The sequence below is a fragment of the Mammaliicoccus sp. P-M59 genome, assembly GCF_022386135.1.
Classification (GTDB): domain Bacteria; phylum Bacillota; class Bacilli; order Staphylococcales; family Staphylococcaceae; genus Mammaliicoccus; species Mammaliicoccus sciuri_A.
This window is the reverse complement of record NZ_JAJNJJ010000010.1, coordinates 1-21,652: the sequence shown is the minus strand read 5'-3', so window position 1 is coordinate 21,652 and position 21,652 is coordinate 1. Positions and strand designations below refer to the sequence as shown.

The window sequence follows — 21,652 nt, the reverse complement described above, 5'->3', positions numbered from 1 at the left end:
ATGGCACAGTTGTTATTAAATATTTTAATCGCCTTCTTATGGACGTTATTCCAAGATGAAGATAAATTTCATTTATCAACCTTTGTAGGTGGATATCTCATTGGTATTGTTATTGTTTATTTAATGCATAGATTCTTTGGACATGTCTTCTACTTGAAAAAGGTTTGGGTAATCTTCAAGTTTATATGTGTTTATAACTATCAACTTGTGACTTCAAGTATGACAACAATCAATTATATTTTATTTAAAACAAACAAAGTTAATCCAGGTCTTGTAACTTATGAAACAACATTAAAACAAGATTGGGCGATTACATTGTTAACATTGCTTATTATGCTTACACCAGGTTCCGTCGTGCTTAGACTTTCACCTGATGGTAGAAGATTCTTTATACATGCAATTGATATATCAGATAAAGAAAAAGAAATTTTAACGAAGCAAATTAAGAAATATGAAAAACTAATCTGGGAGGTGCTTAAATAATGTCATTTATCATATTAGCAATTATCAAAACAGCGCTTGTTATATATGGTATTTCCATTGTTGTCGTACTTCTCAGAACGATCATAGGTCCAACTACTGCTGATAGAGTCATTGCTTTTGATGCAATCGGTGCGATTTTAGTTTCCGTAGTAGGGGTATTAAGCATTATTTATGATACATTCAGTTATTTAGAAGCGAGTTTGATTATCGCAATACTTTCTTTCTTGAGTACAGTAGGTATTTCACGTTTCATAGAAGGGGGTCGTGTCTTTGAATCTAAGCGAGATCGTTAGTTTAATTGCCGCTTTATCAATATTGTTAGGTTCAATAGCAGCGCTCATCAGTGCGATAGGAATTGTACGCTTTAGAGATACATTTCTTCGAAGTCATGCCGCTACTAAAAGTTCTACATTATCTGTGTTGCTTACTTTGACAGGTGTGTTTATATATTTCTTAGTGACACAAGAATACTTTAGTGTCCGAACATTATTAACAATACTGTTCTTATATTTAACATCTCCAGTAGCAGGACATATGATTATTAGAGCAGCTTATAATTCAGGATCATATATGTATATGAAAGAATTTACTAAAAAAGGTACTTCGTTAAACTTTAGATATGATCGTAAAGAAACAAAGAAAGATAGAAGAAGAAGAGCCGAAAAAAGACAAATGATGAACGAAGCATTTTCTAAAAATGATAAAGAAACATTTAGTAAATATAAACAAGTCATGAAAAAAGATGATCCAACATTAAAATAATAGATTTTATTTGAGAAGTGTATGTTATGGGATGTCGTTAGGGACAGAATTCCGAGAGATGTCCGTAAGAGAGCGCTCATCTAACTACCACAATTCGGAATAATGGAAGTTACAGCATTCTAATTACCAGAATTCAGAATAATGGAAGTTAGCGCATTATAATTACCACAATTCAGAATAATGGAAGTTACAGCATTCTAATTACCAGAATTCAGAATAATGGGAGTTACAGCATTCTAATTACCAGAATTCAGAAAAATGGAAGTTACAGCATTCTAACTACCACAATTCAGAAAAATGGAAGTTACAGCGTTCTAATTACCAGAATTCAGAATAATGGAAGTTACAGCATTCTAATTACCAGAATTCGGAATAATGGAAGTTACAGCGTTCTAATTACCACAATTCGGAATAATGGAAGTTAAATACACAAAAAAGAGGCCGAGATTTCATCATCTCGGCCTCTTTTTTCATTATTTCATACTATTATGAATTGCTTCTGCATTGTGTTCCATCATGTTGTAATATGAGTTACCTTTAGAATCTTTTTTACCGATTGAATCTGTGAATACTTCATCTTTAATGTTGAGGTTTGTTTCTTCTGCTAATGTTTGCATGCTTTTCTTATCAACACTTGTTTCGACGACTAATGATTTTAGATCATGGTCTTTCACAAATTTAATGGCTTGCTTCATTTGATCTGGTGTACCTTGTTTTTCTGTATTAATCTCCCAAATATATCCTGGTGTTATATGATAGCTTTTCGCAAAGTATTTAAATGCACCTTCACTTGTTATAAAAGCACGTTTATCTTCAGGAATATCATTGAATGCTGTCATCATTTTATGATGTAGTTTATCTAATTTATTCGTGTATTTTTCAGCATTATCTTTAAATTGTTTGCTGTGATCTTTATCGATATCACTTAAGTGCTTTTCAATTGTATTGACGTATTTAATACCATTTTCAATACTTAACCAAGCGTGTGGATCGATTTTATTTTTATCGCCTTCTCCACCTTTTAAATAGATAGGTGTAACGTCTTCAGTTGCTTGAATAACATTTTTGTCTGAGACTTTTTTACCTGCTTGTTCTAATGCTTTTTCAAACCAACCATTTCCACTTTCAAGGTTAAAACCATTATATATAATAACATCTGCATCTGTTAATGCTTTGACGTCTTTAGGTTTAATTTCATATTCGTGAGGGTCTTGTCCGATAGGGACGATGCTTGTAACTTTTGCATCAGACTTTGTTACTTCTTTAGTCATGTCCGCTAATATTGAATTTGTTGTTACTATTTTTAAATGTTTGTCTTCATTAGATGATGTTGCATTACAAGCACATAGTAAAACAATGATAGCGAGTAATGGCATAAATAATTTCTTCATGTTTAACCTCCTAAGCAAATTTTAATTTCATTTTATGTATGGTGAATGTAATCATGTACACTAAGCAGCAGACTAATACGATACACGCGCCACTTGGTAAGTTATAAAGGTAACTAATATACATGCCACAGGCTGCACATATTGCACTGATAACACTTGCGACAATCATCATTGATTTTAATGATTTTGTGATTAAAAATGCAGCTGAACTCGGTGTAATAAGTAGTGCAACGACAAGTATAATGCCCACTGTTTGTAAACTAGCAACTGTTACGAGCGCTAATAGCATCATGACAAAATAATGAATGACTTTTACATTTAAACCGCTCATTCTAGCTGCAATAGGGTCAAACGTTGATAAATGCAAGGGTTTGTAAAATAATATGACACAAGCGATAACGATTAGACTGACTATACTCGTTGTATAAAATGCACTTGAAGTTACTGCTAATATGTTCCCAAATAAAATATGATATAAATCAGTAGAGGAGTTAATTTGACTTATGATAATAATTCCAAGGGAAAAGAATGCAGTAAAGATAATACCGATAGCTGCGTCATTTTTAGTTTTTGAGTGTTGGGCAATGTAACCAATCAGAAAGCTCGTTAACATACCGGTAATGAGTGCACCTATAAACATCGGGATGTTCAATACGTAACTTATTGCAACACCAGGCAGTACAGCGTGGCTCATAGCATCACCCATTAAAGACAAACCTCTTAATATAATGAGGCTACCTACAATGCCACAAACAACACCAACTACAATAGCAGTAATCAGCGCTCGACTTAAGAAATTATATTGTATTAGGGATGAGATAAATTCATTAATCATGGTGTAACGCCTTCCTTTAGAAATACTTCTTTAATATTGTCTTCTGTTAAAGCTTCAGATGCTGTGCCAAAAAATTTAATAGTTCGATTGAGGAGGATGATTCTATCGAAATATAATTTGGCTTTTTGAATATCATGATGAACAATAATGATGAGTTTTCCTTCTGACTTTAATCTTCTAAGCATGTTTATCATGATTTCTTCACTTTTAAAATCAATACCGACAAATGGTTCATCGAGACATAATAAATCACTGTCTTTCATTAAAGATTTTGCTAAAAGAACACGTTGTAATTGACCACCACTTAATTGATTTAATGTCTTGTCTTTTAATTCAGTTAGTTGTAACTCTGACATTAATTGATCCCTTTTTTGATACGCTTCTTTTTTTAATGGCCTAAACCAACCTGATGTAGCATAATAGCCTGTTAATAAACTATCTTGAACAGTGATAGGGAAATCTAAATCTAATTGATTTCTTTGAGGAATATACGTTAATTGTTTCAACTGTTGGTTTATCGGTTTATCATGCCAATAAACTTCTCCTGATGCCTTAAATTCACCCAAAATCGATTTAATAAATGAAGATTTTCCTGCACCATTCGGTCCCATAATGCCAATTAATTCACCTGTAGATTCAATGGTTAAATTAATATCATGCAATATGTGCTGTTGACCTAAATATAGATTCAAATTTTTTACCTGCAACATGTTATCACCTTTTCTAAAAATAAGTTTAGGTTAACCTAAACTATAATTCGATTATATTAGAAAATTATCTAAAGTCAAGAGATAGCCTGTAAAAATAAATCGTGGTACAATAAATATATGATAATAAAAGTGAGGTCAGAGTAGATGTTGACTGAAGAACAAGAAGACTACTTAAAAGCGATTTTTGGATTAAATGGCACAACAGATTACGTATCCAATAAGAATTTAGCGCAAGATTTAAATATTAAACCTTCATCAGTTAGTGAAATGATGTTACGTTTGAAAAAGGATGACTACGTAGATATTCGTCCTTATAAAGGTGTGAAATTAACTCAGAAGGGGTTAGATCATACAACTAATATTATTAAAAGACATAGACTCATAGAGCGATTCTTAATAGAAGAACTTGAATATACTTGGGATGAAGTTCACGAAGAGGCAGAAATATTAGAACATCGTGTATCTGACCGTTTTATAGATAAGATAGATAAGTTAATGGGTTATCCAACAACTTGTCCGCATGGTGGTATTATTCCAAGAGAGAATCAAATAGAGGAAATTTATAATACATCATTAAATGAGTTTGAAATTGGAGATGACGTTGAAATTAAACGTGTAATGGATTACGTGAATCTCTTAGATTATTTAAGTAATCAAGAATTGCATATTGGCGATGTAGTAACAATTAGCAATAAAGATAGCTTAAACCAGCTCATAGAACTTAAACTAAAAGATAAAACAATTATGATAAGTGAAACAAATGCATCATATTTGTTTGGTATAAAAACAGCTTAATAAATAAAAACCAGCAGAAATTCAAGCGAATGAATTTCTGCTGGTTTTTTGTTAATGGATTAAAATAACGCACGAAGACTGAGAGATATCGTGCGCTAAGGTACAAAATCAGGGTGTAACGCACGAAGACTACGAGATATCGTGCGCTAAGGTACAAAATCAGGGTATAACGCACGAAGACTTCAAGATATCGTGCGCTAAGGTACAAAATCAGGGTATAACGCACGAAGACTTCAAGATATCGTGCGCTAAAGTATAAAGTCGAATTATACTACGCGAAGACTCCATATTTAAAGTTCCAATATCTATGGCCATAAAATATTGAATGTATACATAACCGCATATACATTAATCGCTATCCATATAACACTAAAGAAAATAGTTGGAATTTTAGTGAGTTGTCTTAACTGACTACCATCCCATTCTTGTCTTGAACGTGAGAATGTTAATAGGAATATTGTAATACTTGATTGTGCGACTTCACCTAATAATGTTCCTAAACTAATGTGATAAATATACGTAATGATTTGTCCAAAGTCATGTATATTCGGTGCAGATAGTACTTCATATAAAGCTACTGCAATAATGACGAGAATGATACTTGGGATAAATTTCCTAGATGTTAATATGACATAGAATAAAAACATGATCAGAAGAATGATTAAGAAAATTGGTCCGAATGTGTGATGTTTTAGCCATACACCTAAAATCAACATTATCGGCGGCATGATATAACCGAATAAAGTCGTTATAAATTGATTTAAACGTGATTTGGAACCAGTAACGGCATAACCTTGTCTACCGGTTTCCATGCGCTCTTTACGACGCCAAACAACTACGAGGTCTTTAGGCTTACCACCTGATAGTTTATTTGCTATAACATGACCCATCTCATGGATGAGTATTGGAAAATAACCTAAAATGATATCAATTAAACTTAAAATGGGCTGTTGTCGTCTATGATGCACAAATACATATATAAGCGCGATGATCGTTATCATTGTTAAGGATAAATTAATTGGTTCTGATAGAAAATTCGGTAAAAATTGAATCAAAAAAACGTCACCTCGTATTGAATAGTTTAAGACTATTCTACACTAAAATGACGTTTTTGTTGTCGGACTTAAGACTTAACATCCGTTATTATTTTTTCTTACGCTTAATTAACCAAGTTAATAAAAGAATGATTCCAGCAATAAGTAAGATTGATGCTGTCATAATAATAGGTCTATTATCCGTACTTGTTACTTTTTTCTTTGTTTCGTTAAATTTATGTTTACTTGGTGTTTCTACTTTTACAGATGGTGGACCATAACTATCATTGATATAAGAACGGTTATAATCAATGCTTGCACGTCCATCTTTAAGTACGACTTTATAATCTTCGCCTTTACGTACGACATCATATAAGTCTTCTGTAACGTAGTATTTTTTGCCATTAATTTTTTGAGTACCTTTAGATAATACTTTTTTCCATTCATATTCTTTGAATGATTTTTCCATCAAGCTATTACCCATCATATTACGTTCTTTCTCTCCACCAACACTGTTATAATCTCCTGCACCTAAAAGAACTTGGTTAATTCTTAATCCATCTCTTTTAGTAGAAAGACTGTGGTTATAGTCGGCAGTGTCACTAGAACCCGTTTTTAGACCATCAGTACCTTTAAGTGACATATCTGCACCTTCAAGTGAATGATTATACGTATAATATGTAACGTAGTGAACAGTAGGGGCAACTTTTTTAGTGTATTCCAAAATGTCAGGATACTGTTTTACAAGATGTTGCGTTAAAATGGCAAAATCTCTAGCTGTTGTATAGTTATCTTCATCTGATTGGTAACGTTTAGCTTTATATTCTAGTAATAAATTATTAGAAGCACCATTAGCATTGTAGAACTTCGTATGTTCCATGCCTAATTTCTTAGCTGTCTCATTCATGTAGTCAACAAAGTCAGAATCTAAATCCTTTTTTTGTTGTTTTGATGCTGTATTTTTATTAGAGTCTTTATCTTTTTTATCTATCTTTTTAGCAGAAGCTAAGTTCTCAGCTTTCATCGTTTCTCTTCCTAAAATCATCGCACCTGCATTTGAAGAGTTAGAAACGGTAATTTGCATGAGTTCAGAGATTGTATAAACATCTCCAGGATACAACTTTGTATTACTTAATTCTGGTAATGTAGATAAACGATATTCTTCGTTTGTCATTTTAACTTTAGCATTTTTATCAAGTTTGCCACTATTGATTGCTTTCTCAGTTAAATATAATGTCATTAATTTAGACATACTAGCTGGATACCATTTAGCATCTATTTTATATTCATACAAAATTTGACCAGTATCAGAACTATAGTTAATAGCGCCTTCAGGTTCATAGATTTCACCGAGTGAGTATCCATCTTCATTGGCTACTTGTGTTGGTGATTTCGGATTATCCGCTGCATAAGCACTTTGAGTTACTGGTATGCTTATTAAAAGTAATGCAAAAAATAATAATAGACTTTTTTTCATGAATAAGACCTCTTCATTTATTTTTAAAATTAACTATATCATTCTAACATATATTAATTAACTACCCTACAATAAGATAACAAATGAACGTTAATTTTTTGTGAACATATTTTAAATTTGGTATGTATAATCTCAATGCTGTAAAATATACTATATCATTAATTTTAGTAAAGAGGTTATTAAAATGACAAAACAAAATCCTCTGCTTTATTTATTAAAAAAGGTAGACTGGCCTAAAAAATTAGTGTTTACGGCTATGACACTTTCTATTTTAGGTAGTCTTAGTGGTTTGCTTGTACCATTATTTACTGGGAAATTAGTAGATACATTTAATGCAGAAAATTTGGATTTAAGAATGGTTTGGCTATTTATAGGTGTATTTTTAGTAAATGCAGTCTTGAGCGGTATCGGGACATATTTACTAAGCAAGATTGGTGAAAAAACAATTTATTCAATTAGAGAAAAGTTATGGAAGCATTTAATCAATTTGAAAATGAGTTTCTTTGACAAAAACGAAAGTGGTCAATTGATGAGTAGAATTACAGATGATACAAATGTGATTAACTTATTTATCTCTGAAAAAGCACCAAGTGTGTTGCCATCATTGTTAACACTTATTGGTTCGATTGTGATGTTATTTATTTTAGATTGGCAAATGACACTCATGACATTTCTGATCTTACCTATATTTATCGGGATAATGGTACCATTAGGACGAAAAATGGGTAAAATCTCAAAAGACACACAAACTGAGATTTCTAGGTTCAGCGGTATATTAGGAAGAGTACTGACAGAAATGAAATTAGTAAAAGTGACAACGTCAGAAGAAAAAGAACTAGAAAAAACAAAAGGTACTTTACTAGGTATATATGATCTAGGATTAAAGGAAGCGAAAATTAGAGCAATCATATCTCCACTTTCAGGCGTTATTATGACGTTAACCGTAGCTGTCATACTTGGGTTTGGTGGTATTAGAGTTTCGAGTGGTGCGATTACTGCAGGGACATTAGTCGCAATGATATTCTATGTTGTGCAATTATCAGCGCCAATTTTGAATTTTTCTATGTTTTTAACGGATTATAAGAAAGCTGTCGGCGCAAGTGAACGTATCTATGAGATTTATCAAGAAGAAGCGGAAAAAAGAGGTAATGATCATAATCAACCGATTACGAATCATCAAGATATAACATTTGAAAATGTTTCTTTTGGATATGAAGACAATCCTGTCATTAAAGATTTATCTTTATCCATTCGTTCTGGAGAAGTGACAGCATTTGTTGGTCCTTCAGGTTCAGGAAAAAGTACGCTGTTCAGTTTAATTGAAAGACTTTATCCAATCGATCATGGGCAAATATTATATGGAAACCAACCAATAGATGATATATCTTTAAAATATTGGCGACAGAAAATTGGATATGTTATGCAATCTAATGCGATGATGTCAGGGACGATTCGAGATAATTTAACATACGGTGTCTATTCAGAAGTAGATGAAGAAACTCTTGTGCATTATACGAAGATGGCACGCTGTTATGATTTTATAATGGCATTTCCACAAGGCTTTGATACAGAAATCGGTGAAAGAGGTACCAAATTATCTGGCGGGCAAAGACAGCGTATAGATATCGCACGAAGTTTTATTAAGAATCCAGATATTCTACTACTAGATGAAGCAACAGCTAATTTAGATAGTGAAAGTGAATTCTACATTCAACAAGCGTTGAATGAATTAATGAAAGATCGTACAACTATTGTGATTGCTCATAGACTTGCTACGATTAAAAAAGCGAATCAAATTGTATTTATAGATAAGGGTGAAATCACAGGCGTAGGTACTCACCAAGAATTATTAGGCTCTCATGAAAAGTATAGACATTTTGTAAATACGCAAAGTTTAACTGAATAATATAGAAGTGAATTGAACAAGATCCTAGAAAAATATTTCAGGATCTTGTTTTTTATTGTAAAAAAATTTAAAAATTATGAGAAATAATGAAAACGCAACCATTTAGATAGGGCAAAGGATTCAATAAATATCAAAAAACGAGTCAAAAATAATTCGTGAATTTTTTCACAAAATATACGTCAAACCTATTGACCTCAGGGAATTGAGGTGCTATATTTACATTGTGAAAAACATCACAAACGTTAAAGATGCGCATCTTGAAAAAATAAAATTAAGAAAGAAGTTGTTCATTGTGCTACTAAATAATATAAATCCATTAGACAACGTTACACTATCAGCAGTTGTTGCTAGTATACCGATTATATTATTTCTATTATGTTTAACAGTTTTTAAAATGAAAGGTATTTATGCATCTATTACAACACTTATTGTAACTTTAGTCATTGCATCATTTATCTTCGAATTACCACATACTGTAGCGATTGGTGCTATAACAGAAGGGTTCTTTCAAGGTATTCTTCCAATAGGCTATATCGTCGTAATGGCAGTATGGTTATACAAAGTTTCAATTGGTACAGGACAATTTAGTATCATTCAAGATAGTATTTCAGGTATTTCTCAAGACCAACGTATCCAATTATTATTAATAGGTTTTAGTTTTAATGCATTTTTAGAAGGTGCTGCTGGGTTTGGTGTTCCTATCGCAATATGTAGTGTATTGTTAATTCAAATTGGTTTTAAACCTTTACAGGCAGCAATGCTTTGTTTAATTGCTAACGGAGCAGCGGGTGCTTTTGGTGCGATTGGTATTCCAGTTGGCATTATAGATAGTTTAGGTCTTCACGGTAATATTTCAGCGCTTGAAGTATCACAGATTTCAACACTTACACTTCCAATCTTGAACTTCTTTATTCCATTTTTACTTGTCATGATATTGGATGGATTTAAAGGTGTGAAAGAAATTTTACCGATGATTCTTGTTGTAAGTACAACTTATACAGGCTTACAAATATTGATTACGTATTTCCAAGGTCCAGAATTGGCTGATATTATTCCACCATTATTATCTATGGTTGCATTAGCAATTTTCTCAAAATATTATCAACCAAAAAATATTTTCAGAATTTCAGATCAAGAAGTATTGGAAACAAAGAAACATTCTGTTAAATCCATTATGTATGCATGGAGTCCATTCTATATTTTAACGATTTTCGTCATGATATGGAGTGCACCGTTTTTCAAAGCTTTATTTGCTGAAGGTGGTTTACTTTCTTCATTAGTATGGAATATAAGTATTCCGGGAACATTTAATGAAATTACTAATAAACTGATCACATTAAAAATCGACATCTTTAGCGCAACTGGTACAGCAATATTAATCTCAGTTGTGATTACAATATTAATTTCGAAACACTTTAAGTTTAGTGACGCATTCGATTTACTAGGCGTAACAATTAAAGAATTGTGGTTACCAATTTTGACAATTTGTTTTATTTTAGCTATTGCTAAAATCACAACTTATGGCGGACTAACAGCTGCAATGGGTCAAGGTATTGCAAAAGCTGGTAACATCTTCCCAATACTATCTCCAGTATTAGGTTGGATAGGTGTATTCATGACTGGTTCAGTCGTTAATAACAACACATTATTTGCACCAATTCAAGCGTCAGTAGCAAGTCAAATTGGTACAAGCGGACCATTGTTAGTTGCAGCAAATACAGCAGGTGGTGTAGCAGCTAAATTAATCTCACCACAATCTATCGCGATTGCAACAGCTGCTGTTAGAGAAGTTGGTAAAGAGTCTGAATTGCTCAAAATGACTTTGAAATATAGTGTCGGATTCTTAATATTCATCTGTGTATGGACATTTATTTTAACAATAATTTTATAAATATAAATTGAGGAGCGAATATAATGAAACAATTCAAAGGTAAAAAAGTCGTATTAGTAGGTAATGGTGCAGTAGGTTCAAGTTATGCATTTTCAATGATAAACCAAGGTATTTGTGATGAATTTGTCATCATAGACTTAGATAAAAAGAAAGTTATCGGGGATGTCATGGATTTAAATCATGGTACAGTATACGGACCATCACCAATTAAGGTTAAATCAGGTGACTATAAAGATTGTCGTGATGCAGACTTAGTAGTTATTTGTGCAGGTGCAGCACAAAAACCAGGTGAAACAAGACTAGATTTAGTAGCAAAAAATATGAAAATTTTCAAATCAATCGTTACTGAAATTATGGACTCAGGATTTGATGGTATATTCTTAATTGCAACTAACCCAGTAGATGTATTAACTTATGCAACTATGAAATTCTCTGGTTTACCAAAAGAACGTGTAATCGGATCAGGTACTATATTAGATACAGCAAGATTTAGATATTTATTAAGTGAAGAATTCGATGTCGCACCACAAAGTGTACATGCAAACATTATCGGTGAACATGGCGACTCAGAATTACCAGTATGGTCTCACGCTAACATTGCAGGTAAACCATTAAGAAGTATTATTGAAAAAGACGAATCACGTAAACATAGAGTAGAAGAAATATTTGTACAAACTCGAGATGCAGCCTATGAAATTATAGAAGCAAAAGGCGCAACTTATTACGGAGTAGCAATGGGGTTAATGCGTATTACAAAAGCCATTTTAAATAACCAAGATGTGGTGTTGACAGTGTCTGCATATTTAGAAGGCGAGTATGGACATGAAGGCGTGTATATAGGCGTACCAGCACTTATAAACAGATCAGGCATTAGAGAAGTCATCGAAATGCCATTAGATGAAGAAGAAAAATCATTATTCGATAACTCTGTTAAAGTGTTGAAAGATATACAAGCACCATTTGAAAAAGAATTTTAATAGTAAGATATATCAGGGATTTAATATATGAAGATTTTAGTAGTACCGACAAAGTCTAGAAAAGATTTTGTCGGTATTTTTTGTGGTGACTGTTTGAATTAAGGGGGGAATGTGAAAATGAGTGGGATTGAAGGCGGAAGATGATGGAAGACGTGAGTTAAAGGCGGAATAAACTCACGAGATCGTAAAACATGTGAGTTAAAGACGAAGTAAACTCACGAGATTAAGAAACATGTGAGTTAAAGACGAAGTAAACCCACGAGATTTGGAAACATGTGAGTTAAAGGCGGAATAAACTCACGAGATTAAGAAACATGTGAGTTAAAGGTGGAATAAACCCACGAGATTTGGAAACATGTGAGTTAAAGATGGAATAAACCCACGAAATTGTGAAACTTGTGAGTTAAAAGAGGAATAAACTCACGAGATCGTAAAACATGTGAGTTAATGAGGCAGTAAACCTACGAGATTGTAAAACATGTGAGTTAAAGACGGAATCAAATAAAAGAGTCTTCTATTTAAAATCGGCATGTTGAGGGGATTTGAGGATTGTGGTAGTATCTATATGTCTGTTAAAAAATATAGAGGAGGTAAGGTCATGAAAAATAGAATTTTACGAGATATGATATTAATTTTGGCAGGATCTTTTATTTTTGCTACGGGTGTTAATGCCTTTATCATTTCTGCTAATTTAGGTGAAGGTGGCGTAACTGGGGTTTCTTTAATCTTACTTTATGCATTCGATATTTCACCTGCATGGTCTACGTTTATTTTAAATGCTATTTTAATTGCGTTAGGTTATAAATTTTTAAGCAAGAGAAGTACTGTATATACGATAATAGCGGTTATTGCTATTTCTGTATTTCTAGGTCTGACTGAATCTTGGGTTGTGCATACGAATGAAATTTTAATTAACACAATCTTTGGTGGTTTCATGGTTGGTCTAGGTATAGGACTCATTGTATTATCTGGTGGTACGACTGCTGGGACGACGATTCTTGCTCGAATAGCGCATAAATATTTAGACGTTAATACATCATATGCTCTACTATTCTTTGACCTTATCGTCGTGATGTTCTCACTTACTGTAATGCCTTTAGAAAAAGCGCTACTTACAGTGATTTCATTATATGTAGGAACAAAAGTGATGGACTTTGTAATTGAAGGTCTCAATCCTAAAAAAGCCGTTACAATTATTTCTCAAAATCCCGATCAAATCGCCAAAATGATTGATGAACAAATTGGTCGTGGTTGTACGATTCTAAATGGTAGAGGCTATTATTCTAAGAAAGATACCGATGTCTTATATGTTGTTATTGCAAAGACACAACTTTCTAGAACAAAACGCATGATTAGAAAATTCGATGAAAATGCATTTGTTGTTGTCCATGACGTAAGAGACGTTCTTGGAAATGGCTTTTTAGTAGATGAATAATAATGTTTAAGAGGTTGGTACACGTTAATTGTGCCAACCTCTTTTTGTGAACGGAATACGAAAATATTCAGAAAATGATAGAAAAAGCTACTATTAAATGCTATAATACATGAATGTGAATGATGATAATGATTATCATTTACAAATATATACAATTAATGAAAATATCATATAAATAGAGTTTATTTTAATGGAAAGAGGGTTCTTTATGAATCGTTTAACGGGAGAAGCTATTTCAATAGGTTATGGAGACAAATTAATAGTTAATGAATTGAATCTTGAAGTACCAGATGGCAAAGTGACTTCTATCATCGGACCAAATGGTTGCGGTAAGTCTACTTTATTAAAAGCTTTAAGCCGTATTTTAAATGTACAAACAGGTCAAGTGTTGTTAGACGGTAAGAATTTGCATTCAACTTCAACTAAAGAAATAGCTAAAAAGATTGCAATTTTGCCCCAATCTCCTGATGTTGCAGATGGATTAACAGTTGGAGAACTCGTATCTTATGGTAGATTTCCTCATCAAAAAGGTTTCGGTAGATTATCTAAACAAGATAAAGAGGAAATTGAATGGGCTTTAAATGTAACAGGTACGCATGAATTTAAATATAGATCAATTAACGATTTAAGTGGTGGTCAAAGACAACGTGTTTGGATTGCGATGGCGCTCGCTCAAAAAACAGATATCATTTTCTTAGACGAACCAACTACTTATTTAGATATTTCACACCAATTAGAAATTTTAGAACTTGTACAAGAATTAAATAGAGAACAAGGTTGTACGATTATTATGGTCTTACATGATATTAACCAAGCAATCCGTTTCTCAGATCATTTAATTGCTATGAAGTCTGGTAAAATTGTTGCACAAGGTCAAACTGAAGAAGTTCTAACAAATGAAATATTGGAAGAAGTCTTCAATATTGATGCAGAGCTTTCTACAGATCCACGTACTGGAAAACCAATGCTTGTAACATATAATTTATTATGTAAGCACTATACGAAGTTATAAAAGGATGGCAACCCAATGACTCAGACTAAAACATTAAAAGCTAATCGCTATCCAATTATATTAACAGTTACAATCATTTTACTTGTAGCTGTTTTACTTCTGTCATTTTTATTTGGTGCAAAGACGACTTCAATACAAATGGTTTATGATGCGATTTTTCATTATAATCCTAAAATAGAAGAACATAATATATTAAGAGAAATAAGAATTCCAAGAGAAATAGGTGCTGTTATTGTAGGTATGGCACTTGCTGTATCCGGTGCTGTCATGCAAGGCGTTACACGTAATGGCTTAGCTGACCCTGGTTTATTAGGTCTTAATGCTGGTGCGAGTATGATGCTTGCGTTAACTTTAGCCGTTATACCTAATGCAGGCTATTTCACATTAATGCTTGCAGGATTTGTAGGTGCAGCTATAGGTGGGATACTTGTTATGAGTGTAGGCTCATCTAAACGAGGTGGATTCAGCCCGATGAGGTTAGTACTTGCGGGTGCTGCAGTATCTGCGCTTTTAACAGCTGCAAGTGAAGGAATTGCTTTAATATTTAGATTAAATCAAACATTAACATTCTGGAGTGTTGGTGGTGTAAGTGGTACAACTTGGAAACAACTTATGATCTCTACACCAGTTGTTATTGTTATTTTAATTGTTCTTATTTTTATGAGTAGACAACTTACTATACTTAGTTTAGGTGATACACTTTCTAAAGGATTAGGCCAAAATAGTACATTTGTAAGATACACAAGTTTAATTGCTACAATGTTCCTAGCAGGTATAGCAGTTTCAATCGTTGGACAAATCGCATTTGTCGGCTTAATGGTGCCACATATTGTTCGATTTATGATTGGAACAGATTATAAACGTGTAATACCTTTATCAGCAGTACTCGGAGGCTTTATTCTGTTATTTGCAGATATGATTGCAAGAATGTTAGGAGAAGCACCTATTGGAGCTGTTATCTCAATTATCGGTGTGCCGTTCTTCCTTTATCTTGTTAGAAGGGACGGTAAAATACTATGATACATCCTAAAGTTATTAAAAAACAACGTATTACATTTATTATATTAGTTATCGCACTTATTGCTTCAATGGGATTTGCCATGACAACTGGTGAGTTTAATATGTCCTTTACGCAATTTTTCAAAACGATATTTGGACAAGGTAATGAGTTAGATACAATGGTATTATTTGAATTTAGAATGCCTAGAATGCTCATCACAATACTTGCTGGTGCAAGTTTAGCGTTAAGTGGTGCAATCCTTCAAAGTATTACGAAGAATCCTTTAGCAGAACCAGGTATTCTTGGTATTAATGCAGGAAGCGGATTTATGATTACGCTATTTCTTGTTGTTGGTACGATTAAAGCAGGAGATTTTGTATATGTATTACCACTTGTAAGTATGCTCGGTGGTTTAGCAACTGCAATGGTTATTTTCATATTCAGTCATAAACGTGGAGAAGGCATAAACCCTGTAAGAATGGTCTTAATAGGTGTAGGTTTATCTACTGCTCTGAGTGGAGCATCTATAACAATTATGTCTACGTTTGATCAAGATCAAATGGAATTTATCGCAAGATGGTTCGCAGGTAACATATGGGGAGATGAATGGCCATTCGTGTTCGCATTTATCCCATGGTTGGCGATTGTTATGCCATTCTTGTTCTATAAAGCAAATGTATTAAATGTATTAAGTACGAATGAACAAATTTCCGTTTCTTTCGGTATTAATAATAATAGAGAAAGAATTCTACTCGTATTTTTAGCTGTTGTATTATCATCAGCTGCAGTTTCAGTAGCAGGCGGAATTGGTTTCGTTGGCTTAATGGGACCACATATCGCAAGAAGTATTGTTGGACCTAGACATCAATTATACTTACCAATTGCAGTTTTAAATGGTGCGATTTTACTTGTTGTAGCAGATACAATCGGTAAAATTGTATTAGAACCTAACGGACTTCCAGCAGGTATTATCGTTGCAATTGTAGGTGCGCCATATTTCTTATACTTAATGCAAAAATCAACGCATATATAATAGTGAACTCTCTTTCTATAATGAAAGAGAGTTTTTTCGTGCTTATAATCACGACACATTCTAAGAATTATTAAAATTTCTCAAAAAAGTATACATAAATTATAAAATTTTGTTTTCAAAATCATTTTAGGGGTATAACAAGGAGTAGTAATAGAACTTTACATAGGAGGTGCAGTTGCCAGTGAGAAGATTAAAAAATTTTTTCCTAGGCTTATTCATAATAGTAGTTGTAGGCACGCTTCTTTTTATGTACTTGGATATTAGCCAAATTAAGAGCTATCAACAAGAATTATTAAAATATAATTGGTTTGAACCAACGTTGATTGCTTGTGCAGGCGTATTAATATTCTTTGGTATATTGATGTTCTTTGCAACATTTAAACCAACACATAAAAAGCCAGGCTTACATCGTGACTATGAGGATGGTCACATTTATATTACGAGAAATTCAGTTGAAAAATGTATTTATCGTACTATTCAAAAATACGATGAAGTACGTCAACCAAATGTTATTGCGAAACTGTATAATAAGAAAAATAAATCTTATGCAACAATCAAAGCTGATTTCTTTGTTGTTTCAGATACAGGTCAAATTCAAACATTAACAGATCGAATAAAATCTGATATCAAACAAAATGTTGAGCATTTCTCAGAAATACCTGTAAAAAATATTGAGATTAATGTCAGAGATCAAAAATCGAGTGACACAAGAGTTTTATAAGACTAAGGATAGGAGGTTCCGATTATGCCAAATGAAAATCAAGATCCAAATCAATTCATTAATTTTATTAAAGAATATAAATGGAGAATTATTGGTTTTATCGCAATGTTAATATTAGCAGTACTATTTTTAACAATTGGTTTTTGGAAAACAGTTTTAATCCTAGTCCTATGTTTAATAGGTGTAGGATTGGGGTATATTAAAGATTGTACACAGCAGTTCTTAAATTTCCTAAATAGAATAAGTTAGACTGCTTACAATATAAATAAAGAAAACAAACAAATTATAAATTAAAGGGAGAGAATCTATTATGGCAAACGTAGACAACAACAAAGCAAAAAGTAGTTACAATGAACAAACAGGTGTAAACGAACAAGAGCGCGAAGCTCAACAACAACAACAAGCTCAAGCTCAAGAGCAACAATTTTCAAATACATTATCATTTTCAGATGAAGTAGTAGAAAAAATTGCTGGTATTGCTGCAAGAGAAGTTAGAGGTATTTTAGATATGAAAGGCGGCTTTGCTTCTAGCTTAACTGATCGTTTCACATCTGGAAATAACGTAACACAAGGGGTTTCTGTTGAAGTAGGAGAAAAACAAGCAGCTGTAGATTTAAAAGTTATTTTAGAATATGGCGAATCAGCTCCTAAAATCTTCAAAAAAGTTGCAGACTTAGTTAAAGAACAAGTTAAACATATGACTGGACTTGAAGTTGTTGAAGTAAATATGCATGTTGATGATGTAATGAGTAGAAAAGAATACGAACAAAAAAATTCATCATCTGATGATGAAGGCCAATCAAAAGGCAATAAAGAATTACAATAATTTATAAAAAAGACGAGTGAGATTTTTCTCACTCGCTTTTTTTATGCTTTTTGCGCCTTTGGTTGTTTCTTAATCGTTAAACAAATTAGGAATGCAATAAAGCTTAATGCACCTGCTACATATAAACTAGATACGACATTAAAGTATGATACGAATATACCACCTAATAATGAACCAGCACCTATTCCTGCATTTAAACTTGACATGTTCCAACTCATTGCTGCACTTGTATCTCCTTCAATTTGAGAGATAATACCGATTTGGATAGGTGGATTTGATCCCCATTGGACAATATTCCAAGCAAATACACCAATTAATGTAATAACAAGTATCGGTAAGAATTGTTCAAATACAAGCATCAGTACTGTATAAGTACTTAATGAAATTAATAGCCACTTCTTACTACCTAATGCATCTGTAATATATCCACCTAATGACGTACCGATAATTGCACCGATACCTGCAACAAGTAGTACGAGTGATACAATATTTAAATCATATCCATACACAGATAATAATGGACTAATATACGTTACGACAACATAATTTGCCGCTAATATAAGGAAAGTAATGCTTAAATATTTTACAATTTCTAAAGGATGAACGACTTTGTAATCTTGACTTTGGCTAGAAGATTCTAGCGTATCAATTTTATTACTTGCGACATTAAAAATAATAAGTATAAGCGCAATAATACCAACTGTAGAAATAAATACAAATGACATTCTCCAACCTACTAAGTCTCCTATTTTAGTACCTAGAGGAACACCAAGTACGTTCGCTGCACTGAAACCAGTATAAACAAGACCAATCATTTTCCCACGTTCACTTGGTTTTGAATACACAACAGTTAAAGATAAGATTTTCACGACAATAATTGCTGCAGCGGCTGAAGATAATATTCGACCTATTACAAGTATTGTAAAGTTAGGTGAAATCGCAATAATCCCGTTTCCTAAAATAAATATAGCCATACTCACTAATAATACAGTCTTTGGTGAGACATTCTTAGTCAGTTTAACAAGTATGGGTCCGCTAATTGCGAATGTTAATGCATAAACTGTTACAAGTTGTCCTACAATTGCTTCTGATACATTCAAATCTTTACTCATTAAAGTAAGTATACCTGCAATCATTAATTCAACCATTCCCACAACAAATACGCTTAACATAAATGTAATTAATCGAGGTTTCGACATCATATAACTCCTTCTCTTTGACATATAATCATGATTATAACAGTGTGATTTGTAAAAATACAGATAAAATTTAATACCCGAACAATCAGAAATATAAGGTGTTTTTAAGGTATAAATTGAAAGAATTAATTGGAATAGTTCTATATATTATACGGATAATAAATAGTTGTTTGAAAATTAAAAATATTTAAAGAAAAAATATAATAAATACATTGGTATATTATGATTAATAATTCTTTTATTTTTACTAAAAATAATGACAGCGCTTACATAAAAATATATAATAAAATTAGAGATGAATAGTATTGAATATTTATTAATTATTGTGTATAGTTAGTCTTGCGTAAAGGAGAGAAAGTATGAAAGAGACGAGCGTTTTAGTAGGAAGGTTAAAGTTTATTATATTATCACTGTTAGGAATATATTTATTTTTAGTACCTGTAACGGTAACTGACGATAAAGGGGAGAAGGAAACAAGTTTACCTGTTGCATACCTTGCAAATACAGCTTTAGATTGGATAGGTGACTATGCTGGGCTAATTATTATGCTTTTAATTAGTTTCTCTGCAGTAATGACATTAATCTATTCTACGATATTCAGTACTTCTACTAAGAGATCTATAACGAATGAATTATTTAACGTCAATTGGATTTGGGTCGTCATTAGAATAATAGGTGCGATATTTGCAATATTTATTTATTTCGATTTCGGACCAGGGGTAGTTGTAAATGAAAATACCGGATTAATGGTTTACAATGATTTATTACCAACATTACTTGCCGTATTTTTCTTTGCAGGTTTGTTCTTACCATTATTAATGGACTTTGGTTTATTAGAATTTTTAGGACCAATGTTTGCTCCAATTATGAGACCAATGTTTAAATTACCTGGTAGATCAACTGTTGATAATCTAGCATCATTTATTGGTGATGGTACAGTTGGCGTTATGATTACAAGTCAACAATATGAACAAGGATTTTATACCCGTCGAGAAGCAACTGTCATTGCGACAACATTCTCTGTTGTATCAATCACATTTGCAATTGTCATTGCTCAAACAATCGGCTTAATGGATTATTTCTTTAAATTTTATTTATCCGTTATTTTAGCTTGTGTTGTAGCAGCTTTTATAATGCCTAGAATTTGGCCACTTAAACAAATTCCAGATAAGTATTCAAACGGTAGCACTGAGCAATTAAATGAATCAATTCCTAAAACACATAATCCAATATCATGGGGATTTGAACAAGCAACTCAAAAAGCTGTAAAATCACCTAACCTTAAACAATTCTTTATTAACGGTGTGAAGACCGTGTTGGATATGTGGTTAGCAGTTCTACCAGTCGTTATGACAATCGGTACATTAGCAACTATTGTTGCTGAATATACACCAACATTTAGTATATTAGGCGCACCATTTGTACCATTATTAGAATTAATGCAAATACCATATGCAAAAGAAATGTCTGAAACATTATTAATCGGTTTTGCAGATATGTTCTTACCATCATTACTGATTAGTAATGTACCAAGTGATATGACAAGATTTATCGTAGGTGCTTTAAGTATTTCACAATTAATATATTTATCAGAAGTAGGGGGCGTTATACTCGGTTCGAAAATACCAGTTAGCCTAGGGAAACTATTTATGATTTATATTATACGTACAATCATAGCTCTACCGATAATCGTTATATTAGCTCATATATTCTTCTAAATTAAAAATAGCGACAGAGGCATGATTTGGCACTGCACCCTTATTAAGGGAGCGGTGCCGATGAGACCCTGTCGTTTTTGTATGTTTGGGAATGGTTTTTATATAAGAAACTACAATATTTTGGGCGTGAAGAAAGATGTGAGTTAAAGACGGAGTAAACTCGCGAGATTGTTGAACATGTAAGTTAAAGGAGTAGTAAACTCACAAGATTGAAAAAGATGTGAGTTAAATGGGTAGTAAACTCACAAGATTGCAAAACATGTGAGTTAAAGGGGTAATAAACTCACAAGAGTGAAAAAGATGTGAGTTAAAGGGGTAATAAACTCACAAGATTGAAAAAGATGTGAGTTAAATGGGTAGTAAACTCACAAGATTGAAAAAGATGTGAGTTAAATGGGTAGTAAACTCACAAGATTGCAAAACATGTGAGTTAAAGGGGTAATAAAC

At 32.6% G+C, this 21,652-nt stretch carries 21 protein-coding genes; 15 read left to right on the top strand and 6 right to left on the bottom strand.

Annotated features, from left to right (window positions below; all coding sequences use genetic code 11):
- From LQ617_RS13855 to LQ617_RS13845, 3 genes are read left to right on the top strand one after another with little or no spacing between them, the layout of a single operon-like run.
- Window positions 1-483, top strand: a complete 483-nt coding sequence (locus LQ617_RS13855; protein ID WP_025906008.1) for a Na+/H+ antiporter subunit E — start codon at window positions 1-3, stop codon at window positions 481-483.
- Window positions 483-776: a monovalent cation/H+ antiporter complex subunit F gene (locus tag LQ617_RS13850; RefSeq protein WP_049320936.1), complete on the top strand. Its 294-nt coding sequence runs from the start codon at window positions 483-485 to the stop codon at window positions 774-776. Before LQ617_RS13855 ends, LQ617_RS13850 begins: the two co-directional genes overlap by 1 nt.
- The gene (locus LQ617_RS13845) at window positions 754-1,245 is read left to right on the top strand and encodes a Na+/H+ antiporter subunit G (RefSeq protein WP_025906003.1); all 492 of its coding nucleotides are present in this window, start codon (window positions 754-756) and stop codon (window positions 1,243-1,245) included. Before LQ617_RS13850 ends, LQ617_RS13845 begins: the two co-directional genes overlap by 23 nt.
- A gap of 473 nt (window positions 1,246-1,718) precedes the next feature.
- Here the strand turns inward: LQ617_RS13845 and mntC are convergent, their stop codons facing one another.
- From mntC to LQ617_RS13830, 3 genes are read right to left on the bottom strand one after another with little or no spacing between them, the layout of a single operon-like run.
- A complete protein-coding gene (gene mntC, locus LQ617_RS13840; RefSeq protein ID WP_159316347.1) occupies window positions 1,719-2,636 on the bottom strand; it encodes a manganese ABC transporter substrate-binding lipoprotein MntC in 918 nt (305 codons plus the stop codon).
- A 10-nt stretch (window positions 2,637-2,646) separates the two neighbouring features.
- Window positions 2,647-3,471, bottom strand: a complete 825-nt coding sequence (locus LQ617_RS13835; protein ID WP_037589829.1) for a metal ABC transporter permease — start codon at window positions 3,469-3,471, stop codon at window positions 2,647-2,649.
- Window positions 3,468-4,181: a metal ABC transporter ATP-binding protein gene (locus LQ617_RS13830; protein ID WP_204255350.1), complete on the bottom strand. Its 714-nt coding sequence runs from the start codon at window positions 4,179-4,181 to the stop codon at window positions 3,468-3,470. The genes LQ617_RS13835 and LQ617_RS13830 overlap by 4 nt, the downstream gene beginning before the upstream one ends.
- 144 nt (window positions 4,182-4,325) lie before the next feature.
- Here LQ617_RS13830 and LQ617_RS13825 point away from each other — a divergent pair, with 144 nt between their 5' ends.
- Window positions 4,326-4,976, top strand: coding sequence for a metal-dependent transcriptional regulator (locus LQ617_RS13825; RefSeq protein ID WP_025905995.1), 651 nt, complete (start codon window positions 4,326-4,328; stop codon window positions 4,974-4,976).
- 305 nt (window positions 4,977-5,281) lie between these two features.
- Here the strand turns inward: LQ617_RS13825 and LQ617_RS13820 are convergent, their stop codons facing one another.
- Window positions 5,282-6,031, bottom strand: a complete 750-nt coding sequence (locus LQ617_RS13820; protein WP_051575454.1) for a M50 family metallopeptidase — start codon at window positions 6,029-6,031, stop codon at window positions 5,282-5,284.
- Window positions 6,032-6,119: 88 nt separating this feature from the next.
- Window positions 6,120-7,487, bottom strand: coding sequence for a penicillin-binding protein PBP4 (gene pbp4, locus LQ617_RS13815; RefSeq protein WP_126477898.1), 1,368 nt, complete (start codon window positions 7,485-7,487; stop codon window positions 6,120-6,122).
- A 184-nt stretch (window positions 7,488-7,671) separates the two neighbouring features.
- Here pbp4 and LQ617_RS13810 point away from each other — a divergent pair, with 184 nt between their 5' ends.
- From LQ617_RS13810 to LQ617_RS13765, 10 genes are all read left to right on the top strand, one after another.
- Entirely contained in the window at window positions 7,672-9,393 is a 1,722-nt protein-coding gene (locus LQ617_RS13810; RefSeq protein ID WP_239740618.1) for an ABC transporter ATP-binding protein, read from the top strand.
- Between the two features lie 292 nt (window positions 9,394-9,685).
- Window positions 9,686-11,284 carry an L-lactate permease gene (locus LQ617_RS13805; RefSeq protein ID WP_239740656.1) on the top strand — a complete coding sequence of 533 codons (1,599 nt, stop codon included), beginning with the start codon at window positions 9,686-9,688 and terminating at the stop codon, window positions 11,282-11,284.
- A gap of 23 nt (window positions 11,285-11,307) precedes the next feature.
- Window positions 11,308-12,261, top strand: a complete 954-nt coding sequence (locus LQ617_RS13800) for an L-lactate dehydrogenase (protein ID WP_126477901.1) — start codon at window positions 11,308-11,310, stop codon at window positions 12,259-12,261.
- A 598-nt stretch (window positions 12,262-12,859) separates the two neighbouring features.
- Window positions 12,860-13,696, top strand: coding sequence for a YitT family protein (locus LQ617_RS13795; protein ID WP_025906313.1), 837 nt, complete (start codon window positions 12,860-12,862; stop codon window positions 13,694-13,696).
- A gap of 208 nt (window positions 13,697-13,904) precedes the next feature.
- Entirely contained in the window at window positions 13,905-14,708 is an 804-nt protein-coding gene (locus tag LQ617_RS13790; protein WP_025906315.1) for an ABC transporter ATP-binding protein, read from the top strand.
- A 15-nt stretch (window positions 14,709-14,723) separates the two neighbouring features.
- Window positions 14,724-15,728 (top strand): FecCD family ABC transporter permease, encoded by a 1,005-nt coding sequence (locus tag LQ617_RS13785; RefSeq protein WP_204258749.1) that lies wholly within the window; start codon window positions 14,724-14,726, stop codon window positions 15,726-15,728.
- The gene (locus tag LQ617_RS13780; RefSeq protein ID WP_126477902.1) at window positions 15,725-16,741 is read left to right on the top strand and encodes a FecCD family ABC transporter permease; all 1,017 of its coding nucleotides are present in this window, start codon (window positions 15,725-15,727) and stop codon (window positions 16,739-16,741) included. Before LQ617_RS13785 ends, LQ617_RS13780 begins: the two co-directional genes overlap by 4 nt.
- Before the next feature lie 181 nt (window positions 16,742-16,922).
- Complete coding sequence (gene amaP, locus LQ617_RS13775) at window positions 16,923-17,462, top strand: alkaline shock response membrane anchor protein AmaP (protein ID WP_025906320.1); 540 nt, start codon at window positions 16,923-16,925, stop codon at window positions 17,460-17,462.
- A gap of 21 nt (window positions 17,463-17,483) precedes the next feature.
- Window positions 17,484-17,711 (top strand): DUF2273 domain-containing protein, encoded by a 228-nt coding sequence (locus tag LQ617_RS13770; RefSeq protein WP_369919472.1) that lies wholly within the window; start codon window positions 17,484-17,486, stop codon window positions 17,709-17,711.
- A 61-nt stretch (window positions 17,712-17,772) separates the two neighbouring features.
- A complete protein-coding gene (locus LQ617_RS13765) occupies window positions 17,773-18,288 on the top strand; it encodes an Asp23/Gls24 family envelope stress response protein (RefSeq protein WP_037590412.1) in 516 nt (171 codons plus the stop codon).
- Between the two features lie 41 nt (window positions 18,289-18,329).
- Here the strand turns inward: LQ617_RS13765 and LQ617_RS13760 are convergent, their stop codons facing one another.
- Window positions 18,330-19,487 carry an MFS transporter gene (locus tag LQ617_RS13760; RefSeq protein ID WP_037590413.1) on the bottom strand — a complete coding sequence of 386 codons (1,158 nt, stop codon included), beginning with the start codon at window positions 19,485-19,487 and terminating at the stop codon, window positions 18,330-18,332.
- 359 nt (window positions 19,488-19,846) lie between these two features.
- On the opposite strand from LQ617_RS13760, the gene LQ617_RS13755 reads away from it, so the two are divergent.
- Window positions 19,847-21,205, top strand: a complete 1,359-nt coding sequence (locus tag LQ617_RS13755; RefSeq protein WP_239740617.1) for a YjiH family protein — start codon at window positions 19,847-19,849, stop codon at window positions 21,203-21,205.
- The last annotated feature ends 447 nt before the right edge of the window (window positions 21,206-21,652 follow it).

What these genes read in the sequence shown, in the direction of transcription:
- LQ617_RS13855 (WP_025906008.1), top strand. Translation starts at nt 1, where the DNA reads ATGGCACAGTTGTTATTAAATATTTTAATCGCCTTCTTATGGACGTTA.
- LQ617_RS13850 (WP_049320936.1), top strand. Translation starts at nt 483, where the DNA reads ATGTCATTTATCATATTAGCAATTATCAAAACAGCGCTTGTTATATAT.
- mntC (WP_159316347.1), bottom strand. Translation starts at nt 2,636, where the DNA reads ATGAAGAAATTATTTATGCCATTACTCGCTATCATTGTTTTACTATGT.
- LQ617_RS13835 (WP_037589829.1), bottom strand. Translation starts at nt 3,471, where the DNA reads ATGATTAATGAATTTATCTCATCCCTAATACAATATAATTTCTTAAGT.
- LQ617_RS13830 (WP_204255350.1), bottom strand. Translation starts at nt 4,181, where the DNA reads ATGTTGCAGGTAAAAAATTTGAATCTATATTTAGGTCAACAGCACATA.
- LQ617_RS13825 (WP_025905995.1), top strand. Translation starts at nt 4,326, where the DNA reads ATGTTGACTGAAGAACAAGAAGACTACTTAAAAGCGATTTTTGGATTA.
- pbp4 (WP_126477898.1), bottom strand. Translation starts at nt 7,487, where the DNA reads ATGAAAAAAAGTCTATTATTATTTTTTGCATTACTTTTAATAAGCATA.
- LQ617_RS13810 (WP_239740618.1), top strand. Translation starts at nt 7,672, where the DNA reads ATGACAAAACAAAATCCTCTGCTTTATTTATTAAAAAAGGTAGACTGG.
- LQ617_RS13800 (WP_126477901.1), top strand. Translation starts at nt 11,308, where the DNA reads ATGAAACAATTCAAAGGTAAAAAAGTCGTATTAGTAGGTAATGGTGCA.
- LQ617_RS13795 (WP_025906313.1), top strand. Translation starts at nt 12,860, where the DNA reads ATGAAAAATAGAATTTTACGAGATATGATATTAATTTTGGCAGGATCT.
- LQ617_RS13790 (WP_025906315.1), top strand. Translation starts at nt 13,905, where the DNA reads ATGAATCGTTTAACGGGAGAAGCTATTTCAATAGGTTATGGAGACAAA.
- LQ617_RS13785 (WP_204258749.1), top strand. Translation starts at nt 14,724, where the DNA reads ATGACTCAGACTAAAACATTAAAAGCTAATCGCTATCCAATTATATTA.
- LQ617_RS13780 (WP_126477902.1), top strand. Translation starts at nt 15,725, where the DNA reads ATGATACATCCTAAAGTTATTAAAAAACAACGTATTACATTTATTATA.
- LQ617_RS13765 (WP_037590412.1), top strand. Translation starts at nt 17,773, where the DNA reads ATGGCAAACGTAGACAACAACAAAGCAAAAAGTAGTTACAATGAACAA.
- LQ617_RS13760 (WP_037590413.1), bottom strand. Translation starts at nt 19,487, where the DNA reads ATGTCGAAACCTCGATTAATTACATTTATGTTAAGCGTATTTGTTGTG.
- LQ617_RS13755 (WP_239740617.1), top strand. Translation starts at nt 19,847, where the DNA reads ATGAAAGAGACGAGCGTTTTAGTAGGAAGGTTAAAGTTTATTATATTA.